We start from the raw sequence: 16,403 nt of genomic DNA, 5'->3' as shown, positions 1-16,403 counted from the left end.
TTGTCCCCGCGTCGAATCAGCATGAAGCATTTGCTCCCCAGCACCGCCCTCGCTCTTTTCATCGGTATCGGTTTGTTGCCGATGTCGGGCAATACATTCGCAGCCAACAGCTGGGACAAGTTGCAGCCTGATCGCGACGAAGTGATCGCCAGTCTCAACGTCGTCGAGTTGCTCAAGCGTCACCACTACAGCAAGCCACCGCTCGACGATGCGCGCTCGGTGATCATCTACGACAGCTATATCAAGCTGCTGGATCCGTCGCGCAGCTATTTCATGGCCAGCGACATCGCCGAATTCGACAAGTGGAAGACCCAGTTCGACGACTTCCTCAAAAGCGGCGACCTCAACGCCGGGTTCACCATCTACAAGCGCTATCTGGACCGCGTCAAGGCGCGTCTGGACTTCGCCATTGCGGAGCTGAACAAGGGCGTCGACAAGATGGACTTCACCACAAAGGAAACCTTGCTGATCGATCGCAAGGACGCCCCTTGGCTCAAGTCCACTGCTGAACTCGACGACCTGTGGCGCAAACGCGTCAAGGACGAAGTGCTGCGGCAGAAGATTGCGGGCAAGGATTCCAAGCAGATCCAGGAAACCCTGACCAAGCGCTACAAGAACCAGTTGGCGCGCCTGGATCAGACCCGCGCGGAAGACATCTTCCAGGCGTACATCAACACCTTCGCCATGTCCTACGACCCGCATACCAACTATCTGTCGCCGGATAACGCGGAGAACTTCGACATCAACATGAGCCTGTCCCTCGAGGGCATCGGCGCCGTGTTGCAGAGCGACAACGATCAAGTGAAAGTCGTGCGTCTGGTGCCGGCAGGCCCGGCCGACAAGACCAAGCAGGTTGCTCCGGCCGACAAGATCATCGGCGTTGCCCAAGGCAACAAAGAGATGGTCGACGTGGTGGGCTGGCGCCTGGACGAAGTGGTCAAGCTGATCCGCGGCCCGAAAGGCACCGTGGTGCGCCTGGAAGTGATTCCGGCCAGCAATGCGCCGAACGATCAGACCAGCAAGATCGTGTCGATCACTCGCGAAGCAGTGAAGCTTGAAGACCAGGCGGTGAAAAAATCCGTGCTGAACCTGAAACAGGACGGCAAGGATTACAAGCTCGGCATCATCGAGATTCCAGCCTTCTACCTCGACTTCAAGGCGTTCCGTGCCGGTGATCCGGACTACAAGAGCACCACCCGTGACGTCAAGAAACTGCTGACCGAACTGCAGAAAGAGAAAGTCGACGGCGTGGTCATCGACCTGCGCAACAACGGCGGCGGCTCCCTGCAGGAAGCCACCGAGCTGACCAGTCTGTTCATCGACAAGGGCCCGACCGTCCTCGTGCGTAACGCCGATGGCCGCGTCGATGTACTGGAAGATGAAAACCCGGGTGCGTTCTACAAAGGCCCGATGGCACTGCTGGTCAACCGCCTGTCCGCCTCGGCTTCGGAGATTTTCGCCGGCGCCATGCAGGACTACCATCGTGCGCTGATCATCGGTGGCCAGACCTTCGGTAAAGGCACCGTGCAGACCATTCAGCCGCTGAACCATGGCGAACTGAAACTGACCCTGGCCAAGTTCTACCGGGTTTCCGGTCAGAGCACCCAGCATCAGGGCGTGCTGCCGGACATCGATTATCCGTCGATCATCGACACCAAGGAAATCGGCGAAAGCGCCCTGCCCGAAGCCATGCCGTGGGACACCATCAAGGCCGCGATCAGACCGGCATCCGATCCGTTCAAGCCGTTTCTGGCACAGCTCAAGTCCGAGCATGACACACGTACCGCCAAGGACGCCGAGTTCGTGTTCATCCGCGACAAGCTGGCCCTGGCGCAGAAGCTGATGGAAGAAAAAACCGTCAGCCTCAACGAAGCAGACCGCCGTGCCCAGCACACTGACATCGACGCCAAGCAACTGGCGATGGAAAACATCCGTCGCAAAGCCAAAGGCGAAGAGCCGCTCAAAGAGCTGAAGAAAGAAGATGAAGACGCGCTCGCAGCCGCCGAGCCGGACAAGGTCAAACCAGAGGACGACGCCTACCTGGCCGAAACCGGGCGTGTCCTGCTCGATTACCTGAAGCTGAGCAATCAGGTGGCCAAGAAGTAAGATGATGGCAATTTAGTGCTGACGCTCCTCGGAGCGTCATCAAACAGTCATCATTCTGTCGTGAAATAAAGGACTGGGAGCGCCTCTCTTCATCGAGAGCGCTCCCAGTCCTTTTTTTATCGCCAGAGATTGCCATGACCACGACCGAACAGCTGAGTGCCTTGAGCTCGATCCTGACTCAAAGCGGTTTGCACAGTCTGTTCCAGCCGATCATCTGTCTCTCCGAGCGCCGCATCCTCGGCTACGAAGCCCTCACCCGTGGCCCATCCAACAGCCCTCTGCACTCGCCTATCGCCCTGTTCGCCGTAGCCCGTCAGGCCGGACGCTTGAGCGAACTGGAGATCGCCTGCCGCCAATCGGCCTGCCGCCGGTTCAACGAGCAGCAACTGCCGGGCAAGCTGTTCCTCAACGTCTCCCCGGAATCCCTGCTCGAAGCCGCGCACCAGCCGGGACGAACCCTGCAATTGCTGCAGGACTTCGGCATTCCGCCGAGCCAGGTGGTGATCGAACTCACCGAACAGACCCCAATCGACGATTTCCAGTTGCTGCAAACCGCCCTGCATCACTACCGGGCGATGGGTTTTTCGATTGCGCTGGATGACTTGGGCGCCGGTTATTCAAGCCTGCGTCTGTGGTCCGAGTTGCGTCCGGATTACGTGAAGATCGACCGCCATTTCATCGACGGCATTCATCAGGATGCGCTGAAACGCGAGTTCGTCGGCTCGATCCTGCAAATCGCCAAAGCCTCACGGGCGCAGGTGATTGCCGAGGGGATCGAGTTACCGGAGGAGCTGGCGGTGCTGACCGAAATGGGCGTCGATCTGGTGCAAGGTTACTTGCTCGGTCGTCCGCAAGAACATCCGCCGCGCGATGCCCGGGCCTTGATGCCCAAACACGACAGCAGCGCCGTGGCGCTGAATGACGAAGGCAGCGACCTCAGCGCCCTGCTCAACGACCATCCGGCCGTGCATCGCGATACACCGACCGCCACGGTGCTGGAGGCCTTCCGCCGCCAGGCCAATCTGAACTCGCTGGCCGTGCTCGACGAACAAGGCCAGCCGTGCGGCATCGTCCACCGCCATTCGCTGTCCGACGCGCTGCTCAAACCGTTCGCCACCGACCTGTTTGCGCGTAAACCGATCAGCCGCCTGATGAACGACGATTTCCTCGCCGTGGAGATGAGCCAGTCGCTGCAACAGGTCAGCCGCCTGATCACCAGCCGCGCGCGGCAACGCATCGAAGAAGACTTCATCATCACCCTCAACGGTGGTTATCTCGGTCTGGGCCGGGTGATCGACGTACTCAAACTGATCACCGAACTGAAAATCCAGCAGGCCCGCTACGCCAACCCGCTGACCCTGCTGCCCGGCAACGTGCCGATCCAGCAATGCCTGACCCGCCTGCTGCAACAGGGCCGCGAATCAATCATCTGCTACGTCGACATCGACAGCTTCAAACCCTTCAACGACATATACGGCTACGGCCGGGGCGACGAAGTCCTGCTGTGCCTGGCGCAATGCCTCAACGAACGCGTCGACCCGTCCCGCGACTTCGTCGGCCACATCGGCGGCGACGACTTCCTCCTCGTCCTCGGCCCGGAAGACTGGCGCAAACGCCTCAACCAACTGCTCGACGACTTCCAGAGCCAATGCCGGCGCTTCTATCGCCCGGAACACCTGGAGGCGGGCTGCTTCATTGCGCCGAACCGTCAGGGCGTGCGGCAGGAGTTTCCGTTGCTGTCGCTATCGATCGGCGTGGTACATCTGCACCCGCAGTCCTGCGCCGAACTGGATGCAAGCCAACTCGCGGAGATGGCTTCGCAGGCGAAACATCATGCGAAGAATGTTCCGGGGTATAGCGTGCATGTGATTGATAGCCTCACTGCCGCCGACCTTCATCCACCGCAACTAATCGGTCAACGCTGAGGCCTAAGACGACACAAATCCCTGTGGGAGGGGGCTTGCTCGCGAAGGGGTCAGTAAAGTCACCCTAGATTCAGCTTCTAGTGCCGCCCCGCCTACCACGTTGAGCAATCTTCCTGACTGGCGCGGTATAACTCATCAATCCAGACTTCGGACAGGATAGAGTACACGTGCTCAAAAAAACTTCTCGGATCTTTCATTTCGTTCCAGCCAACTGGAAGCAATGAATGAGAGAAAGGATCATGTTTAAAGACCTCAGAGAGCTTACTCGTATCGTCATCCAGAGCCTCACCCAATACGAAAAACAAGACAAACTTGTGCCGATGAGTCAAGCCCGAAAATCTTCTCACAATAAACTTAGAAATTAGGTCTGCTCTATCTGAAGGACACTCAGGATCGTATTTCGCCAACTCCGCACCCAGCGTCTCCTCGCGATCGTATATATCGAACCCTCCAAGAAAGTGCTTCAACTGAGGGCTGTATGGAATGTCAAGATAGGGATGCATCAACATCAAACACTCTCCACCGGATACAGAGCGAAGGGCTGCAACGTTTCAAAGTCAAATTTCATTTCAAACCCATTCATCTTTTGAATGAAGCGGGGTTCTGAGGGATCTAATGGGTTAGGTTCGTATCCTTGCCCCACATTTTCGGCAGCCATTCTCACAACCAAATTACCCATACTGTCCTCGCCCGTAAATCGCGACATCTTCCTTGTCTCTCTTGTCATCGCTTCGTTATAAGCATTCAACTGCGCTCGATGGGTTACAAACCGTGAACTATAAACGCCTCTAAACATTTTCCATCACCACTCCACAACAACATCATAATTCACTAAACGCATTCACCACGTAGCTTGGTCTTCCAAGCTAGCCTTCTTTAATTCTGCCCCCCACTCAACCATAGCTATTCGATATATATCTTCAAAAAAAACCCTTGAATCGACCATCTCATCCCAACCATCCGGAAATGAAGAACAAGCTTCAGGATCATATTGGAAAAGGGATTTAAAATCGTATCTCTCGTCTTGCAACGCAGACTTCAGACATCCTACAAGTAAAAATTTCTGCCGATACGACCGCTTCATAGGCATGCAATATTTTAGAATAAGCACCTCCCTATCTACCGCGATATTCGGGTTATATTGCTCAAGCTCATCCCCCAGAGTTTCTTCACGATCATAAACATCAAAACAACACAAAAAATATGCGGGGCTCGGTAGATAAGGCTTCGATGTTTCAGGATCTATATACATAAAGTCACTCCGTCGGATAAAGAGTAAATGGTACGTTTGTAATGGGATCAAACTTCATTTCGAACCCTCCCATATTGGTAATCAATCTAGGATTTTCTTTGTCCCTTCTATTTGGTTTGTAACCTTCCCCTGCGTCAGGAAGCCTCATCTTTACAACGTTGGCGCCCTGCCTATCCTGTCCGGTGTAACGAGGAAGTCCGCGTTCAACCCTAGTGGTTGCGAGGACATAGGCTTCAAGCATGATTTCCCAACTGTAGAATCTGGAGCTCGGGTTGCCCTCACCAGCATTTCGCCCCCTTCTTTGTTGACCCGTAATCGGGTCCGTTCCATCAATAGCCCTTTGTTTAAATTTTTCATCTGGTAGCTCAGGGCCATGCTTACCAACCATATGCATCCGCTGACTGTCATTTAACCTCTCAATCTCTTTCTTCGCGGCCTCCCTTGCGCTTAATTTCGGCTTCGGAAGCTCAGGTTCTCCTTCATCAACCTTAGCCCCACCAGCCCCACCCGGCACCTCGCAGCCCGGCCTGTTCGGCGGCGGACAGTTCGAGCTCAACCCCAACGGATCCACCCACCCCGTCGGATTCGGCGTGTACTGGTATTGGTTCAGTCCTCCAGCCAGCTTCACCGGATCCGGCGTCAGATACCGCCCCAACCTCGGGTCGTAATAGCGGTGCCGGTTGTAATGCAGCCCGCTCTCCGCATCGAAATACTGACCCTGAAAACGCAGCGGCTGGTCGAGGTAGTCTTCGCCGGCCAGGGTGATTGCCGAGACCTTGCCGTAGGCGTCGTATTGCGCCGACCAGACGATTTCGCCGCTGTAGTCGGTGAGTTCCTGCGGGGTGCCGAGGTGGTCGAGCTGGTAGTAGAACGGGCAGGCTTTTTTCGGGCCTTTGCCGTCGAGCAGCGCCAGCGGGCGAAAGGTGCCGGGTTCGTAGACGTAGCTGCGGTGGTGGCTCTGGCTGCTTTCGGCGACGAGGTGGTCGCCTTGCCAGAAAAACTCGGTGCTCTGGCCGTCGACGGTTTTGCGGATGCGTCGGCCGAAGGCGTCGTACTGGTAGGACGCGGTGTTGCCGTCGGGGCGGGTCAGGCCGATCAGGCGGTGTTGGCAGTCGTAGCGGTATTCGGTGAGCAACTGTTGATCGCGGCCACGACGCTCGCGGATCAGGTTGCCGAAGGCGTCGTAGTCGTAATGACGGTCGCCCTGCATCAGCAGGCGGTTGCCCTTGATCCGGGTGGGGCCGGGCCGATCCTGCATCAGCAGGTTGCCGGCCGGGTCGTGGGCGAAGGATTCCGGCAGTTCGTCGCGCGAGTGGCGCACGCGGATCAGCCGGTCGAGAGCGTCGTAGCCGTAGGTGCGCTGGCCGTGGCGGGTGTCGGCAATGTGCTCGAGGTTGCCGTTGGCGCTGTAGGCATAATCGCGGCGATACAACGCTTCGTGCTGATGGCCTACCGCGTGAGCGAGTAAACGCCCCTGATCGTCGTAGGCATAATCGCTGCGCAGCAGGCCTTGTTGCCGTTGTTGTTCGCGACCGGACTGATAGACGTGGCTGGTCAGCCGCGCGCCATTAAGGTCGATGGCGGTCAGCGCGCCGCCCTTGGCGTAGTGATAGTCGAGCTTGCTGTTGTCCGGCAGACGCTGGCGTTTGAGCTGGCCGCAGGCGTCATACGCATACCGCAACGTGCCCCAGCCCTGATGTTCGGTGATCAACCGGTCCTGCCGGTCGTATTCGAACGCCAGTGGATGTTTCTGCCCGTCATCAACCCCGGTCAATCGGCCTAAGCGGTCATAGCGGTAAGCCACCTGAACCCCGTCGGGCAGGGTTTTCAGCAGCAGGCGCCCGGCGGCATCGCGCGCGTAAGCGGTGACCAGCGTCGAGCCGTCATCCCCGAATTCGGTTTTTTCCAGCAGATGCCCGTTGCGGTCATAGGCGTAGGCTGTGCGTCGGCCGTCAAACCCGGTTTCCTGTCGGATCAGTCCGGTCGGCGTGTAGTCCAGTCGGTACTTTTCCCCGGACTCGTTCTCGATTTCTGTCAGCAGCAGTTGCGCATGGTCGTAGCGATACTGCACCCGGGTGCCGTCGGGATTGATCTTGCGCGAGACCAGGTGCAGGTCGTCGTCATACTCGTAACGGGTGATGCGCCCGAGTTCGTCGCGCTCGGCAGTGACCTGGCCGTAAGCGCCGTAGCTGTAGGCGCGGGTGGCGCCTGTGGGCAACGTCGTCTGGACCCGTCGGCCAACGGCGTCCCACTGCTGGCGGGTCATCGCGCCGTGTTCGTCGCAAGAGGTAATCCGTCGTCCCAGCGTGTCGTAGGAAAAACGCCGCGCGCCACCGTCGGGCAGGGTTTCTTCGGTCAGTTGGCCGAGGTCGTTCCAGACCAACTGATGCCGACTGCTGTCCGGGTAACGGATCGACAGCAACTGCCCACGGGTGTCGTAGTAGTAATAGGTGACCAGCCCGTCGGGATCGACCGCCTCGGTGACATCCCCCTCGGCGTTGCGCCGAAATGTCCAGACCGCCTCGCCGCGGGAACGGCTGTGCAGGAAACCGTTGCGATACTCGTAGGACGTTGGCTCGTCTTCCGGCGGAAGCAGCGCCACCAAGCGTCCGACTTCGTCGTAGCGGTATTCGGTGACCGCCCCCAGCGGATCCTGCTCGGCGATCAGCCGTCCGGCATCGTCATAGGCCTTGAGGTGCTCACCGCCATCGGCCTCGACCTTGCGCACCAGCCGCGCGCTGTCATCGTGGACGTAGGTTTCTTCGCTGCCGTCGACGTAGTGCACCGCCACACTGCCGTCGTCGGCCCAGACGTAACGGCTGTCCATCTGCGAGAACGACGCCCAGTGCCGCACGCAACGCGCGGCTTTGCCGGCGCGCTCCCACTCCCAGAAGAAGCTCGCTCCGCCCGTCAGTTGCCGCTGCAGGATGACGTGCTGATCGTCGTAGTCGTAATGCTCGCTGTCACCGGCGGCATTGGTCGCTTCGAGCAGACGTTGACGGGCGTCGTAGCGGTAGCTGACGAGGGTCTGTTCGGTGTGCCAGCCAGTCCCGTCAGAAGCAAAGGACTGATAGTCGACGGCAACCAGATGCGCCCGGTCGTAACGCAACCCCAGCGACCGACCCGCACCATTGTCCAAGCGAACAATGCGCTCCTGATGATCACGAGCAACCCGCAGGCGATTGCCATACGCATCACTGATCGCCGTCAGCCGCCCGGCGCGAAAGTGATAAAACCGCGCCGCGCTCCCCGCCAGCGCCAGGATCAATTCCTCCGGTTCATCCCCGAGAAAAATCGCCGCGCGCGACAGGCTGTTGTGAATCGCCGGCCGCTGAACACTGGGCATGGGAAACCGTGTGCGGCGGTTCTCGTGATCGACCCAGACCACCGCATCGCCATCGAGGACCAGCCGATGGGCCAGTGAATGGCTCCAGCCAAACCCCAGCCCGACATCGATCTCAACGGCGCTGGTGCGATACAGGCGGGTGAACTCGAACGGCAGCACCCCGTCGAGCGAACCATCGGTCAGGGTCAGCAGTTCTTCACCGGTGACCATCGACACCGGGCAGCCGTTGGTGCAGGTCAGCGGCACGCAATCGGCGCTGTCGCCGTTGGGGTTTTTTGCTTGATCGGGTGAGTCGTCGTGGGGTTCGTTTTTCTTCAGCGCGGCGTTGCGCTTCGCATCCCAGCGCAATTGCATGCGGCCCTTTTTCACCCCGGCGGCAATGCCCCGCGCGGCGACGTTTTTGTAGCGGTCGACGTATTCGATAAACGTGCTGACGATGCCAAACATCGCCTTCACCAATCGTTTAACAATCGACAATAATTGGGCTGCGCGGTCCGCCAGACGCAGGGTCAGATAGGCAATCCCGGCGCCAGCCCCCACGAACGTCAGGACGATGCCGATCAGCACGTCGATCAACAGTTGCACGATGATCATCGACGCCGCTTCAGCGGTTTTCCCGGCCATTTCGCTGGGTGGCAGCATCTCCAGCCACAAGCTCGCGGTGCGCAGCAGCAAACACAGCGCCGCCTCGTCGCTGACCAGCAGTTGCAGCTTCTCCATCACCTGCGGAGCGGTTTGCGCCAGCGCAATCAGATCATCTGCCGCACTTCCCAAGCGCTCGGCAAACTTGCGCGGATCCTGCAGAATTTCCGACAGCAGCCCGATGCTGTCCCACACTCCCTCGATCGCCGCCCAACTCCCGGCGAGCATGCCGTTGCCCGCCGCCGTCGCTACCGACTGCGACCATTGCGGCTTGAACCCTTGCCACTCGCTGCGCAGCCAGCCATTGAGCTCACGCGTCAGCCCGTCATAAGCGGCAAACAGATCGTTGAACTGCTTGGGAGTGACCTCACTGCGAACCTGTACCCGGTAGAACTTGCCCGCCTCGCCGGTGAATGAGCCTTTACCCTGCGCATCCAGCGTGACCGGCGTGACCTTTGCGCCCTCCACCGCCACCACATCGACCACGATGTCGCCGAGCGGGATGTCATACACCGACTCGAACTTGCTCTCGATCGCCAGCACCCCGCTTTCCGGGCACTGCACGACGCTGGAGAAGAATGCGTTGTCGCCGCTGCTGACGGTGGTGGTGCGATCACCGAAGCGGATGATCCGCTCCATGCCCATCAGCGACGGCAGATCCGCCGCGTGGCTGACCTGATCAGCCGTGCGGCTCAACCAATGCTCAAGTTGCTGGCGATAGAGGCTGAGGGTGTCGGGGAAGCTGTCGAGTTCCTGCTCGATACGGCTGACGGCGTCCATCAGCACACGCCACCGTGCGGGGTGGAATGAAAAACCGGGTCAAACATGAACGTTCCCTCGCGCAAAAATTAGGCGCGGGGACTTTGCGGGGGATCAATCAGGAAAGAAGTCAGGCGAGTAGGCGTTTACTGTAGGACTAGTCCTCAAAAGCCCCATAACTACAAATCGTACGGATTTAAACGCAAAACGTGGCGCGAGGTTTCCCTCGCGCCACGTTTATCGGGCCGACACATATGGATTTACTGCGTTGAGTCCCGAGCGCTCAACTCCTTGAGCTTAAGCTCGGCCAGCGGGTGGCCGGCCTTGGCGGCCAGGGTCCACCAGCGCGCCGCCTCTGCCGGATCCGGCGCCTTGCTCGCAGTACCGGTCAGGCAGATCACACCGACCTGATAGGCCGCCTTGCCATCACCAGCGAGTGCCGCCAGACGCAACAACCGCACACCCTCTTCGCGGGCGCCCAGGCCAACGCCACGAAACGTCAGGATGTGTCCGTAAAAGCTCTGCGCGCCGACATCGCCAAGATTGGCCATACGCGCAAACTGCCCTTCGAGCCAGCGCCAGCCTTTTGGCTGACGGACAAACCACGACCAGTGAAACAACCGGCGAGCCAGCCAGTAACTGACCTGCGCCTTGAGTCGTAAGAACACTCAGGCCTCCGCCGATTCCGGGTACTCGTATTCGAAGACCCTGACCACTTCCGATGCGTGCCAGGAGGCTGCCGCGACACCATCGGATGGCCCGGAGAAACGCCCCAGACGTTCAACGCATTCAAAAAAACCGGTACGTGGCAGGCGGCTCGCGCCCTGGCTGATCACCAGCGAACTGCGCAACGGTTGTTCAGCCTTGGCGTCCAGCGCGGCCAGATGTTCCAGTGCCGCAGTCAGGGTTTGCATCGCCGGCGTCGGCAACTGCAAACGTTCGAGCAACGCCCGATAGGTCAGTAGATGGCGCTGCCTGCGCGCCTGGTCCAATTCTCCGAGCAATCCATCCCAATGTTGCCGACTGATGCGTACGCTCACGATTCATCCCTCCAACCGGGCACCGTCAGTTCCCAGGCCAGGCTGCGGCGAATCGCGGCGTCAGGTTGACGCTCGCCACTTTCGATCATGGCCAGATAAGACGGGCTGATGCCTACCGTGCGGGCCAGCGCCTCAATGGCGATGCCCTTCCCTTCGCGCAAACTGCGTAATTGATCCAGACCTGGAAGAATCGGATCCGGTGTTGCCGCGAGCGGCGCCGGGGCCTGCTGCGACGGTGTTTCGTTGATGCCTGCTGCTTTCAGTAGAGCCTGATACTGAGGCCATGGCAGAACCGCATATTCGGGTTCGCCATCGCGTGCAATTATCTGAATATCCATGACTACCCCGTAGGACAACAACACTTAGCGAGTCGGCACTTTTCCCTAGAAGTGTAATCCTAACAGCGGCCAAGGTCGCGGGGGGTATCTATCTGTATGCAGGCAGGAATGAATCAGGGCTTTTTCGGGCCCTGAAGCTGAAGTTGTTCCGGGGTATCGGGCAGACGCTCGACCACCGCCAGCTTTTCCGGCTGCTGGCGGTTGCGCCACTGCCGGAAGGCGCTGAGTTCATCGTCGAGGGTTTTCATCAGCCAGGCGAGGACGGCGATGTCATCAAGCATGCCGAACACCGGAATGAAATCCGGGATCGCATCCACCGGGCTGAGGAAATACATCAACCCCGCCACCACCGAAATCAACGCCTTGGGGCTGATGGCGCGGTATTCACCGCGCCAGTAGGCCAGGCACAGCGCCTGGAGCAAACGCAGATCATCCTTGAGCTTGCCCAGACGATTGCCTTGTGCGGCACCTTTGCTGGCGACGGCAAACAGCAGGGTCGGCAGGCGGCCGCGGGCCAGCAGGCGTCCGGCCAAGGGTAGAAATCGGGTGAAATTCCACGGTGCTTTCATCTATTTCTCCCGTTGAAATGTTATCCACACAAATTGTGGATAACCTTGTGAACAGAGCTGCATTTCAGCGCTGAGAGCCCCGTATTACAAGGGCTGCGCTCAGATCGGGCGTTTTTTACTCACATAAAAAACCCCAATATTTCATTGACTTGGCGGCTCAGGGCGTCTAGCGCTGGCGGTCTCAATCTCTAGGACTGCTGCCAGTGGCATCCGTTCGCTCTGTTTACCCTTGCCATCCTCCAGATGCAACAACGCCCCGCAATTGCGAGGCGTTGTTGTCGAAGCCATTGCCGGTTTACTTGGCGGCGGCGTCTTCTTTGCTCGGATCCTTGATGGCCAGCAGTTCCAGGTCGAAAACCAGAACCGAGTTGGCCGGGATTGCCGGGCTTGGCGATTGTGCGCCGTAGGCCAGATCGCTAGGGATGTACAGTTTGTACTTCTCGCCAACGTGCATCAGTTGCAGACCTTCGACCCAACCCGGGATCACGCCGCTGACAGGCAGATCGATCGGGCTGCCGCGCTCGACGGAGCTGTCGAATACGGTGCCGTTGGTCAGCTTGCCGGTGTAGTGAACGGTCACTACGTCGGTCGGCTTGGGCTGTGGGCCGTCGGCCTTCTTGACCACTTCGTACTGCAGGCCGGAAGCCGTGGTGGTGACACCCGGCTTCTTGCCGTTTTCTTCGAGGAATTTCTTGCCGGCGGCTGCCGACTCTTCGCTCATCTTGGCCATACGCTCTTCAGCACGTTTTTGCAGCGCGGCGAAGGCTTCGACCAGTTCGTCGTCTTTCAGCTTCTGTTCTTTCTTGCCAACGGCATCTTCGATGCCCTGGGCTACCGCTTTGGAGTCCAGATCATCCATGCCTTCTTGAGCAAGACTCTTGCCCATGTTCAGGCCGATACCGTAGGAAGCTTTTTGCGCCGGGGTTTTCAGCTCTACGCTGGTCTGCGAATCACAACCCGCGAGGACCAGGCTAACCAGGGCTACCGCCGCCGCCAACCGATGCTGTTTCATGCTATTTCCTTGTTCATGCGCCGAAAGGGCAATCGAGTAAAGCCGCGAGCTTATCAGGCCGCCACGACCAATGGCTACCGGCATGAGAGCAGGAAACGTCCGATAAGTTCAGGGATTAAAACGCATTCGGGAAAAGCGACGATGAAGCTTCTGTCATCTTGGCCTGACATGGGCTGAGGAGATTTCCCGCGACCGTTGGCGTAATGGCCACTTGCTACACCTGCAACAGCTGAGGCATAACAGCGCAACAACTCGACAAGGATGTTTAACTTGCGCCTCTTATTCCGTGTGCTGACGCTGATCATCGTACTGCTGGGCCTGGCTCTCGCCGTGGTTCTGTATTACGTCGCCAACCCGAAACTGCCGTTCTACACCCCCGCCCAGCAGGTGCATTACCTGAACCAGTGGAGTGAGGAAGAACGCCAGACCTACTACTTCACCCCCCAGGGCACGCAGGTCAAAGGCCTGCGCTATGAGTGGTTCCAGGCGCTGGAGCTGCCCTTCTCGCAGCAGCGCTTTGCGTCCCCGGAATACCTCGCACGCTTCGGTTTTCTGGTCGATCCGCAACAACAAGCCACAGCGAACAATCCCGGCAATCTGCCGGTCGGCTTCGCCCGCCATCAGAATCCCGGCGGCACCGAGCACTATCTCGATATCACCTGCGCCGCCTGCCACACCGGCGAATTGCGCTTCAAGGGCCAGGCCGTGCGGATTGACGGTGGTTCGGCGCAACATGTGTTGCCCTCCAGCGTTCCTACACTGCGCGGTGGCAGTTTCGGACAGGCATTGGTCGCCAGTCTGACCTCGACTTACTACAACCCCTGGAAATTCGAACGGTTCGCCCGACAGGTGCTGGGCAATGACTACGAGGCGCGCCACGAACAACTGCGCAAGGACTTCAAGGTTTCACTGAACACTTTCCTGAAAGTCGCCTGGAACGACACCCACCGCGGCCTCTACCCGACCGAAGAAGGCCCCGGGCGCACCGATGCCTTCGGCCGCATCGCCAACGCCACCTTCGGTGACGCCATCTCCCCCGCCAACTACCGCGTGGCCAATGCCCCGGTGGACTACCCGCAACTGTGGGACATGTGGACCTTCGACTGGGTGCAATGGAACGGCTCGGCGCAGCAACCAATGGCGCGCAACATCGGAGAGGCGCTGGGCGTCGGCGCCACGCTGAATTTCTTCGACAGCAACGGTCAGCCGCTGCAGGGCGATGCGCGTTATGCCTCCAGTGTGCGCGTGCGCGATCTGCATACCATCGAAGAAACCCTGCAACGCCTGCAACCGCCCGCCTGGCCGGAGGACGTGCTCGGCGCTGTCGATAAACCGCTGGCCGCCAAGGGCCGCGCACTGTTTGCCGAGAACTGCGCCAGTTGCCACATGCCGCGCAAGACTCAGGAAGGCCAGCGCTGGGTGCAGCATTTGCACATGCTGCCGGTGGACGTGATCGGCACTGATCCGAACGCCGCCATCAACATTGCCAGCCACCGTTTCGACCTGACGCCGCTGCAATGGAATCTCAAAGAACTTGAGCAGATGGACGTGAAGTTGCATCCGACGCCCACGGAACCACTGGATCTGAGCCAGCTATCGGTGGCTAAAGGCCTGGCCTACGTCACTGCATTCGTTGAAAACCGCGCCTATCGCGAGGCCGGAGTCACAGCGCAGGAGAAACCCGGGCTGGACGGCTTCGGCCTGCCGATCGGCGTGCGCGAAAAAGTCGCTTACAAGGCCAGGCCATTGGCTGGCGTTTGGGCTACTGCGCCGTTTCTGCACAACGGTTCGGTGCCGAGCATATATCAATTGCTGTCGCCGCAGGATGAGCGCGCGCCCACGTTCTACAAGGGTTCATTCGAATACGACCCTCACCATCTGGGATATCGCACCGAGGCCTTCACCAATGGCTTTCTGTTCGACACGCGGATCACCGGCAACCACAACAGCGGCCACGAATTTCGCGCCGGCGAGCGTGGTAAGGGCGTCATCGGCCGACTGCTGCAACCGGAAGAACGCTGGGCATTGCTGGAGTACCTGAAAGTCCTCGGCGGGCCATTGGAGGCGCAATTGCCATGATGATCAACTCATACAAAAGACCGTCCATGCTCGCCCGTATCTGGCTGTGGCTGGGACGACTGCTGGGCAAAACCCTGTTGGCATTGCTGGTGATCGGCCTGCTTGGCTGGGTCATCGCGAGCGCATGGTTCGCCTGGCAACACCGCGGCCCGGTGTCGGCGCAGGAACAGATTCCCGCCGGTGAAGCGGCCATGACCCAGGACGTGATCCAGACCGCCATACGCATCGTCGATCAACACCGCGAAGGCACACGCTACCTGCGCGATGCGCATGCCAAGGCGCATGGTTGCGTAAAAGCCGAGGTGACGGTGTTGCCGGAACTGACGCCATCGCTGCGCCAGGGCGTTTTCAGCCAGCCGGGCAAGACCTGGCAGGCGATGATTCGCCTGTCCAATGGCAACGCCTACCCGCAGTTCGACAGCATCCGTGACGCGCGGGGCATGGCGATCAAGCTGCTCGATGTTCCCGGCAAACCGTTGCTCGGCGACCGTCAGGATCGGCGCGAGCAAGACTTTGTGATGTTCAGCCACCCGAATTTCTTTGTCAGCGATGTCGCCGAGTATCGTCAGAATGTGGCGGCTCAGGCTGACGGCAAAAAGATCATGGCGTTTTTCCCCGGCTGGGATCCGCGCACCTGGCAGATCCGCCACTTGGCGATTGCCCTGGCGACGCTGGCGCCAGCGCCGGACAGCCCGACCGGGGCCACATACTTTTCGGTATCGCCCTACAAGTTCGGTGAGGCCAATGCGAAGTTTCGGGTCACGCCGGATCCGGATAACTGCCCGGCGTATACCCTGCCCCCGCAAAACCACGATTTGCCGAACTTCCTGCGCAACGCCTTGAACCAGCAACTGTCGACGGATCGCGTGCCTGCGTGTTTCGTGTTGCAGATTCAGCGCCAGGACGCGAACAAGTCCATGCCGATCGAGGACACCAGCATCGAATGGCGCGAGCAGGACTCACCGTTCGAAACCGTGGCGCGCATTACCCTGCCTGCCCAGGACTTCGACACGCCGGCGCTGAATCTGGCGTGCGACAACCTGTCGTTCAACCCGTGGTTTGGTATCGAGGCGCATCGGCCGATTGGCGGGATCAACCGCTTGCGCAAAGCGGTGTATGAGGCGGTGAGTGACTATCGGCACAGTCGCAATGCCGAGCAGTGAGAATCACAACCCCTGTAGGAGCTGTCGAGTGAAACGAGGCTGCGATCTTTTGATCTCTAAAAGCCAGATCAAAAGATCGCAGCGTGCCGCAGCTCCTACACGGATTCCGCGCAGAATCGAGCAATTTTCTTAAATCGCAGACAGCAAAAAGCCCGCACTAGGCGGGCTTTCT

At 59.2% G+C, this 16,403-nt stretch carries 13 protein-coding genes; 4 read left to right on the top strand and 9 right to left on the bottom strand.

Going from position 1 to position 16,403, the window contains the following annotated elements; translation table 11 throughout:
• The first annotated feature begins 21 nt into the window (after positions 1 to 21).
• Positions 22 to 2,106 (top strand): carboxy terminal-processing peptidase, encoded by a 2,085-nt coding sequence (locus NN484_RS10180; RefSeq protein WP_164747926.1) that lies wholly within the window; start codon positions 22 to 24, stop codon positions 2,104 to 2,106.
• 134 nt (positions 2,107 to 2,240) lie between these two features.
• Positions 2,241 to 4,031: a bifunctional diguanylate cyclase/phosphodiesterase gene (locus NN484_RS10175; RefSeq protein WP_274659039.1), complete on the top strand. Its 1,791-nt coding sequence runs from the start codon at positions 2,241 to 2,243 to the stop codon at positions 4,029 to 4,031.
• A gap of 92 nt (positions 4,032 to 4,123) precedes the next feature.
• Here NN484_RS10175 and NN484_RS10170 read toward each other — a convergent pair whose 3' ends face one another.
• The 9 genes from NN484_RS10170 to bamJ all read right to left on the bottom strand — a co-directional run bounded on the left by NN484_RS10170 (position 4,124) and on the right by bamJ (position 12,989).
• Positions 4,124 to 4,540 carry a hypothetical protein gene (locus NN484_RS10170; protein ID WP_274659038.1) on the bottom strand — a complete coding sequence of 139 codons (417 nt, stop codon included), beginning with the start codon at positions 4,538 to 4,540 and terminating at the stop codon, positions 4,124 to 4,126.
• Complete coding sequence (locus NN484_RS10165; protein WP_274659037.1) at positions 4,540 to 4,779, bottom strand: hypothetical protein; 240 nt, start codon at positions 4,777 to 4,779, stop codon at positions 4,540 to 4,542. Before NN484_RS10165 ends, NN484_RS10170 begins: the two co-directional genes overlap by 1 nt.
• Positions 4,780 to 4,872: 93 nt before the next feature.
• Positions 4,873 to 5,283 (bottom strand): hypothetical protein, encoded by a 411-nt coding sequence (locus NN484_RS10160; protein ID WP_215502925.1) that lies wholly within the window; start codon positions 5,281 to 5,283, stop codon positions 4,873 to 4,875.
• Between the two features lie 4 nt (positions 5,284 to 5,287).
• Positions 5,288 to 10,051: an RHS repeat-associated core domain-containing protein gene (locus NN484_RS10155; protein WP_274659036.1), complete on the bottom strand. Its 4,764-nt coding sequence runs from the start codon at positions 10,049 to 10,051 to the stop codon at positions 5,288 to 5,290.
• 239 nt (positions 10,052 to 10,290) lie between these two features.
• On the bottom strand, positions 10,291 to 10,698 hold the full coding sequence (locus NN484_RS10150) for a tetratricopeptide repeat protein (protein WP_274659035.1): 408 nt from the start codon (positions 10,696 to 10,698) through the stop codon (positions 10,291 to 10,293).
• Complete coding sequence (locus NN484_RS10145; RefSeq protein WP_003223109.1) at positions 10,699 to 11,070, bottom strand: hypothetical protein; 372 nt, start codon at positions 11,068 to 11,070, stop codon at positions 10,699 to 10,701.
• Positions 11,067 to 11,408: a helix-turn-helix domain-containing protein gene (locus NN484_RS10140; protein ID WP_127652609.1), complete on the bottom strand. Its 342-nt coding sequence runs from the start codon at positions 11,406 to 11,408 to the stop codon at positions 11,067 to 11,069. The genes NN484_RS10145 and NN484_RS10140 overlap by 4 nt, the downstream gene beginning before the upstream one ends.
• A 113-nt stretch (positions 11,409 to 11,521) precedes the next feature.
• A complete protein-coding gene (locus NN484_RS10135; RefSeq protein WP_127652610.1) occupies positions 11,522 to 11,977 on the bottom strand; it encodes a YkvA family protein in 456 nt (151 codons plus the stop codon).
• Between the two features lie 295 nt (positions 11,978 to 12,272).
• Positions 12,273 to 12,989 (bottom strand): BamJ family beta-barrel-assembly machinery protein, encoded by a 717-nt coding sequence (bamJ, locus tag NN484_RS10130; protein ID WP_127652611.1) that lies wholly within the window; start codon positions 12,987 to 12,989, stop codon positions 12,273 to 12,275.
• Positions 12,990 to 13,259: 270 nt separating this feature from the next.
• On the opposite strand from bamJ, the gene NN484_RS10125 reads away from it, so the two are divergent.
• Both NN484_RS10125 and NN484_RS10120 read left to right on the top strand, forming a co-directional pair.
• Positions 13,260 to 15,068 carry a di-heme-cytochrome C peroxidase gene (locus tag NN484_RS10125; protein ID WP_215502955.1) on the top strand — a complete coding sequence of 603 codons (1,809 nt, stop codon included), beginning with the start codon at positions 13,260 to 13,262 and terminating at the stop codon, positions 15,066 to 15,068.
• 26 nt (positions 15,069 to 15,094) lie between these two features.
• Entirely contained in the window at positions 15,095 to 16,231 is a 1,137-nt protein-coding gene (locus NN484_RS10120) for a catalase family protein (protein ID WP_274659034.1), read from the top strand.
• Positions 16,232 to 16,403: the final 172 nt, after the last annotated feature.

It is taken from the genome of Pseudomonas serboccidentalis (genome assembly GCF_028830055.1).
In the GTDB taxonomy this organism is placed as follows: Bacteria; Pseudomonadota; Gammaproteobacteria; order Pseudomonadales; family Pseudomonadaceae; genus Aquipseudomonas; species Aquipseudomonas serboccidentalis.
The sequence above is the reverse complement of the archived record's forward strand: the minus strand, read 5'-3'. Positions and strand labels throughout refer to the sequence as shown.

Bases quoted from the DNA above. Each gene is read 5' to 3' on its own strand.
- NN484_RS10160 (WP_215502925.1), bottom strand. From the start codon at position 5,283: ATGTATATAGATCCTGAAACATCGAAGCCTTATCTACCGAGCCCCGCA.
- NN484_RS10170 (WP_274659038.1), bottom strand. From the start codon at position 4,540: ATGTTGATGCATCCCTATCTTGACATTCCATACAGCCCTCAGTTGAAG.
- NN484_RS10175 (WP_274659039.1), top strand. From the start codon at position 2,241: ATGACCACGACCGAACAGCTGAGTGCCTTGAGCTCGATCCTGACTCAA.
- NN484_RS10135 (WP_127652610.1), bottom strand. From the start codon at position 11,977: ATGAAAGCACCGTGGAATTTCACCCGATTTCTACCCTTGGCCGGACGC.
- NN484_RS10155 (WP_274659036.1), bottom strand. From the start codon at position 10,051: ATGGACGCCGTCAGCCGTATCGAGCAGGAACTCGACAGCTTCCCCGAC.
- bamJ (WP_127652611.1), bottom strand. From the start codon at position 12,989: ATGAAACAGCATCGGTTGGCGGCGGCGGTAGCCCTGGTTAGCCTGGTC.
- NN484_RS10140 (WP_127652609.1), bottom strand. From the start codon at position 11,408: ATGGATATTCAGATAATTGCACGCGATGGCGAACCCGAATATGCGGTT.
- NN484_RS10180 (WP_164747926.1), top strand. From the start codon at position 22: ATGAAGCATTTGCTCCCCAGCACCGCCCTCGCTCTTTTCATCGGTATC.
- NN484_RS10120 (WP_274659034.1), top strand. From the start codon at position 15,095: ATGCTCGCCCGTATCTGGCTGTGGCTGGGACGACTGCTGGGCAAAACC.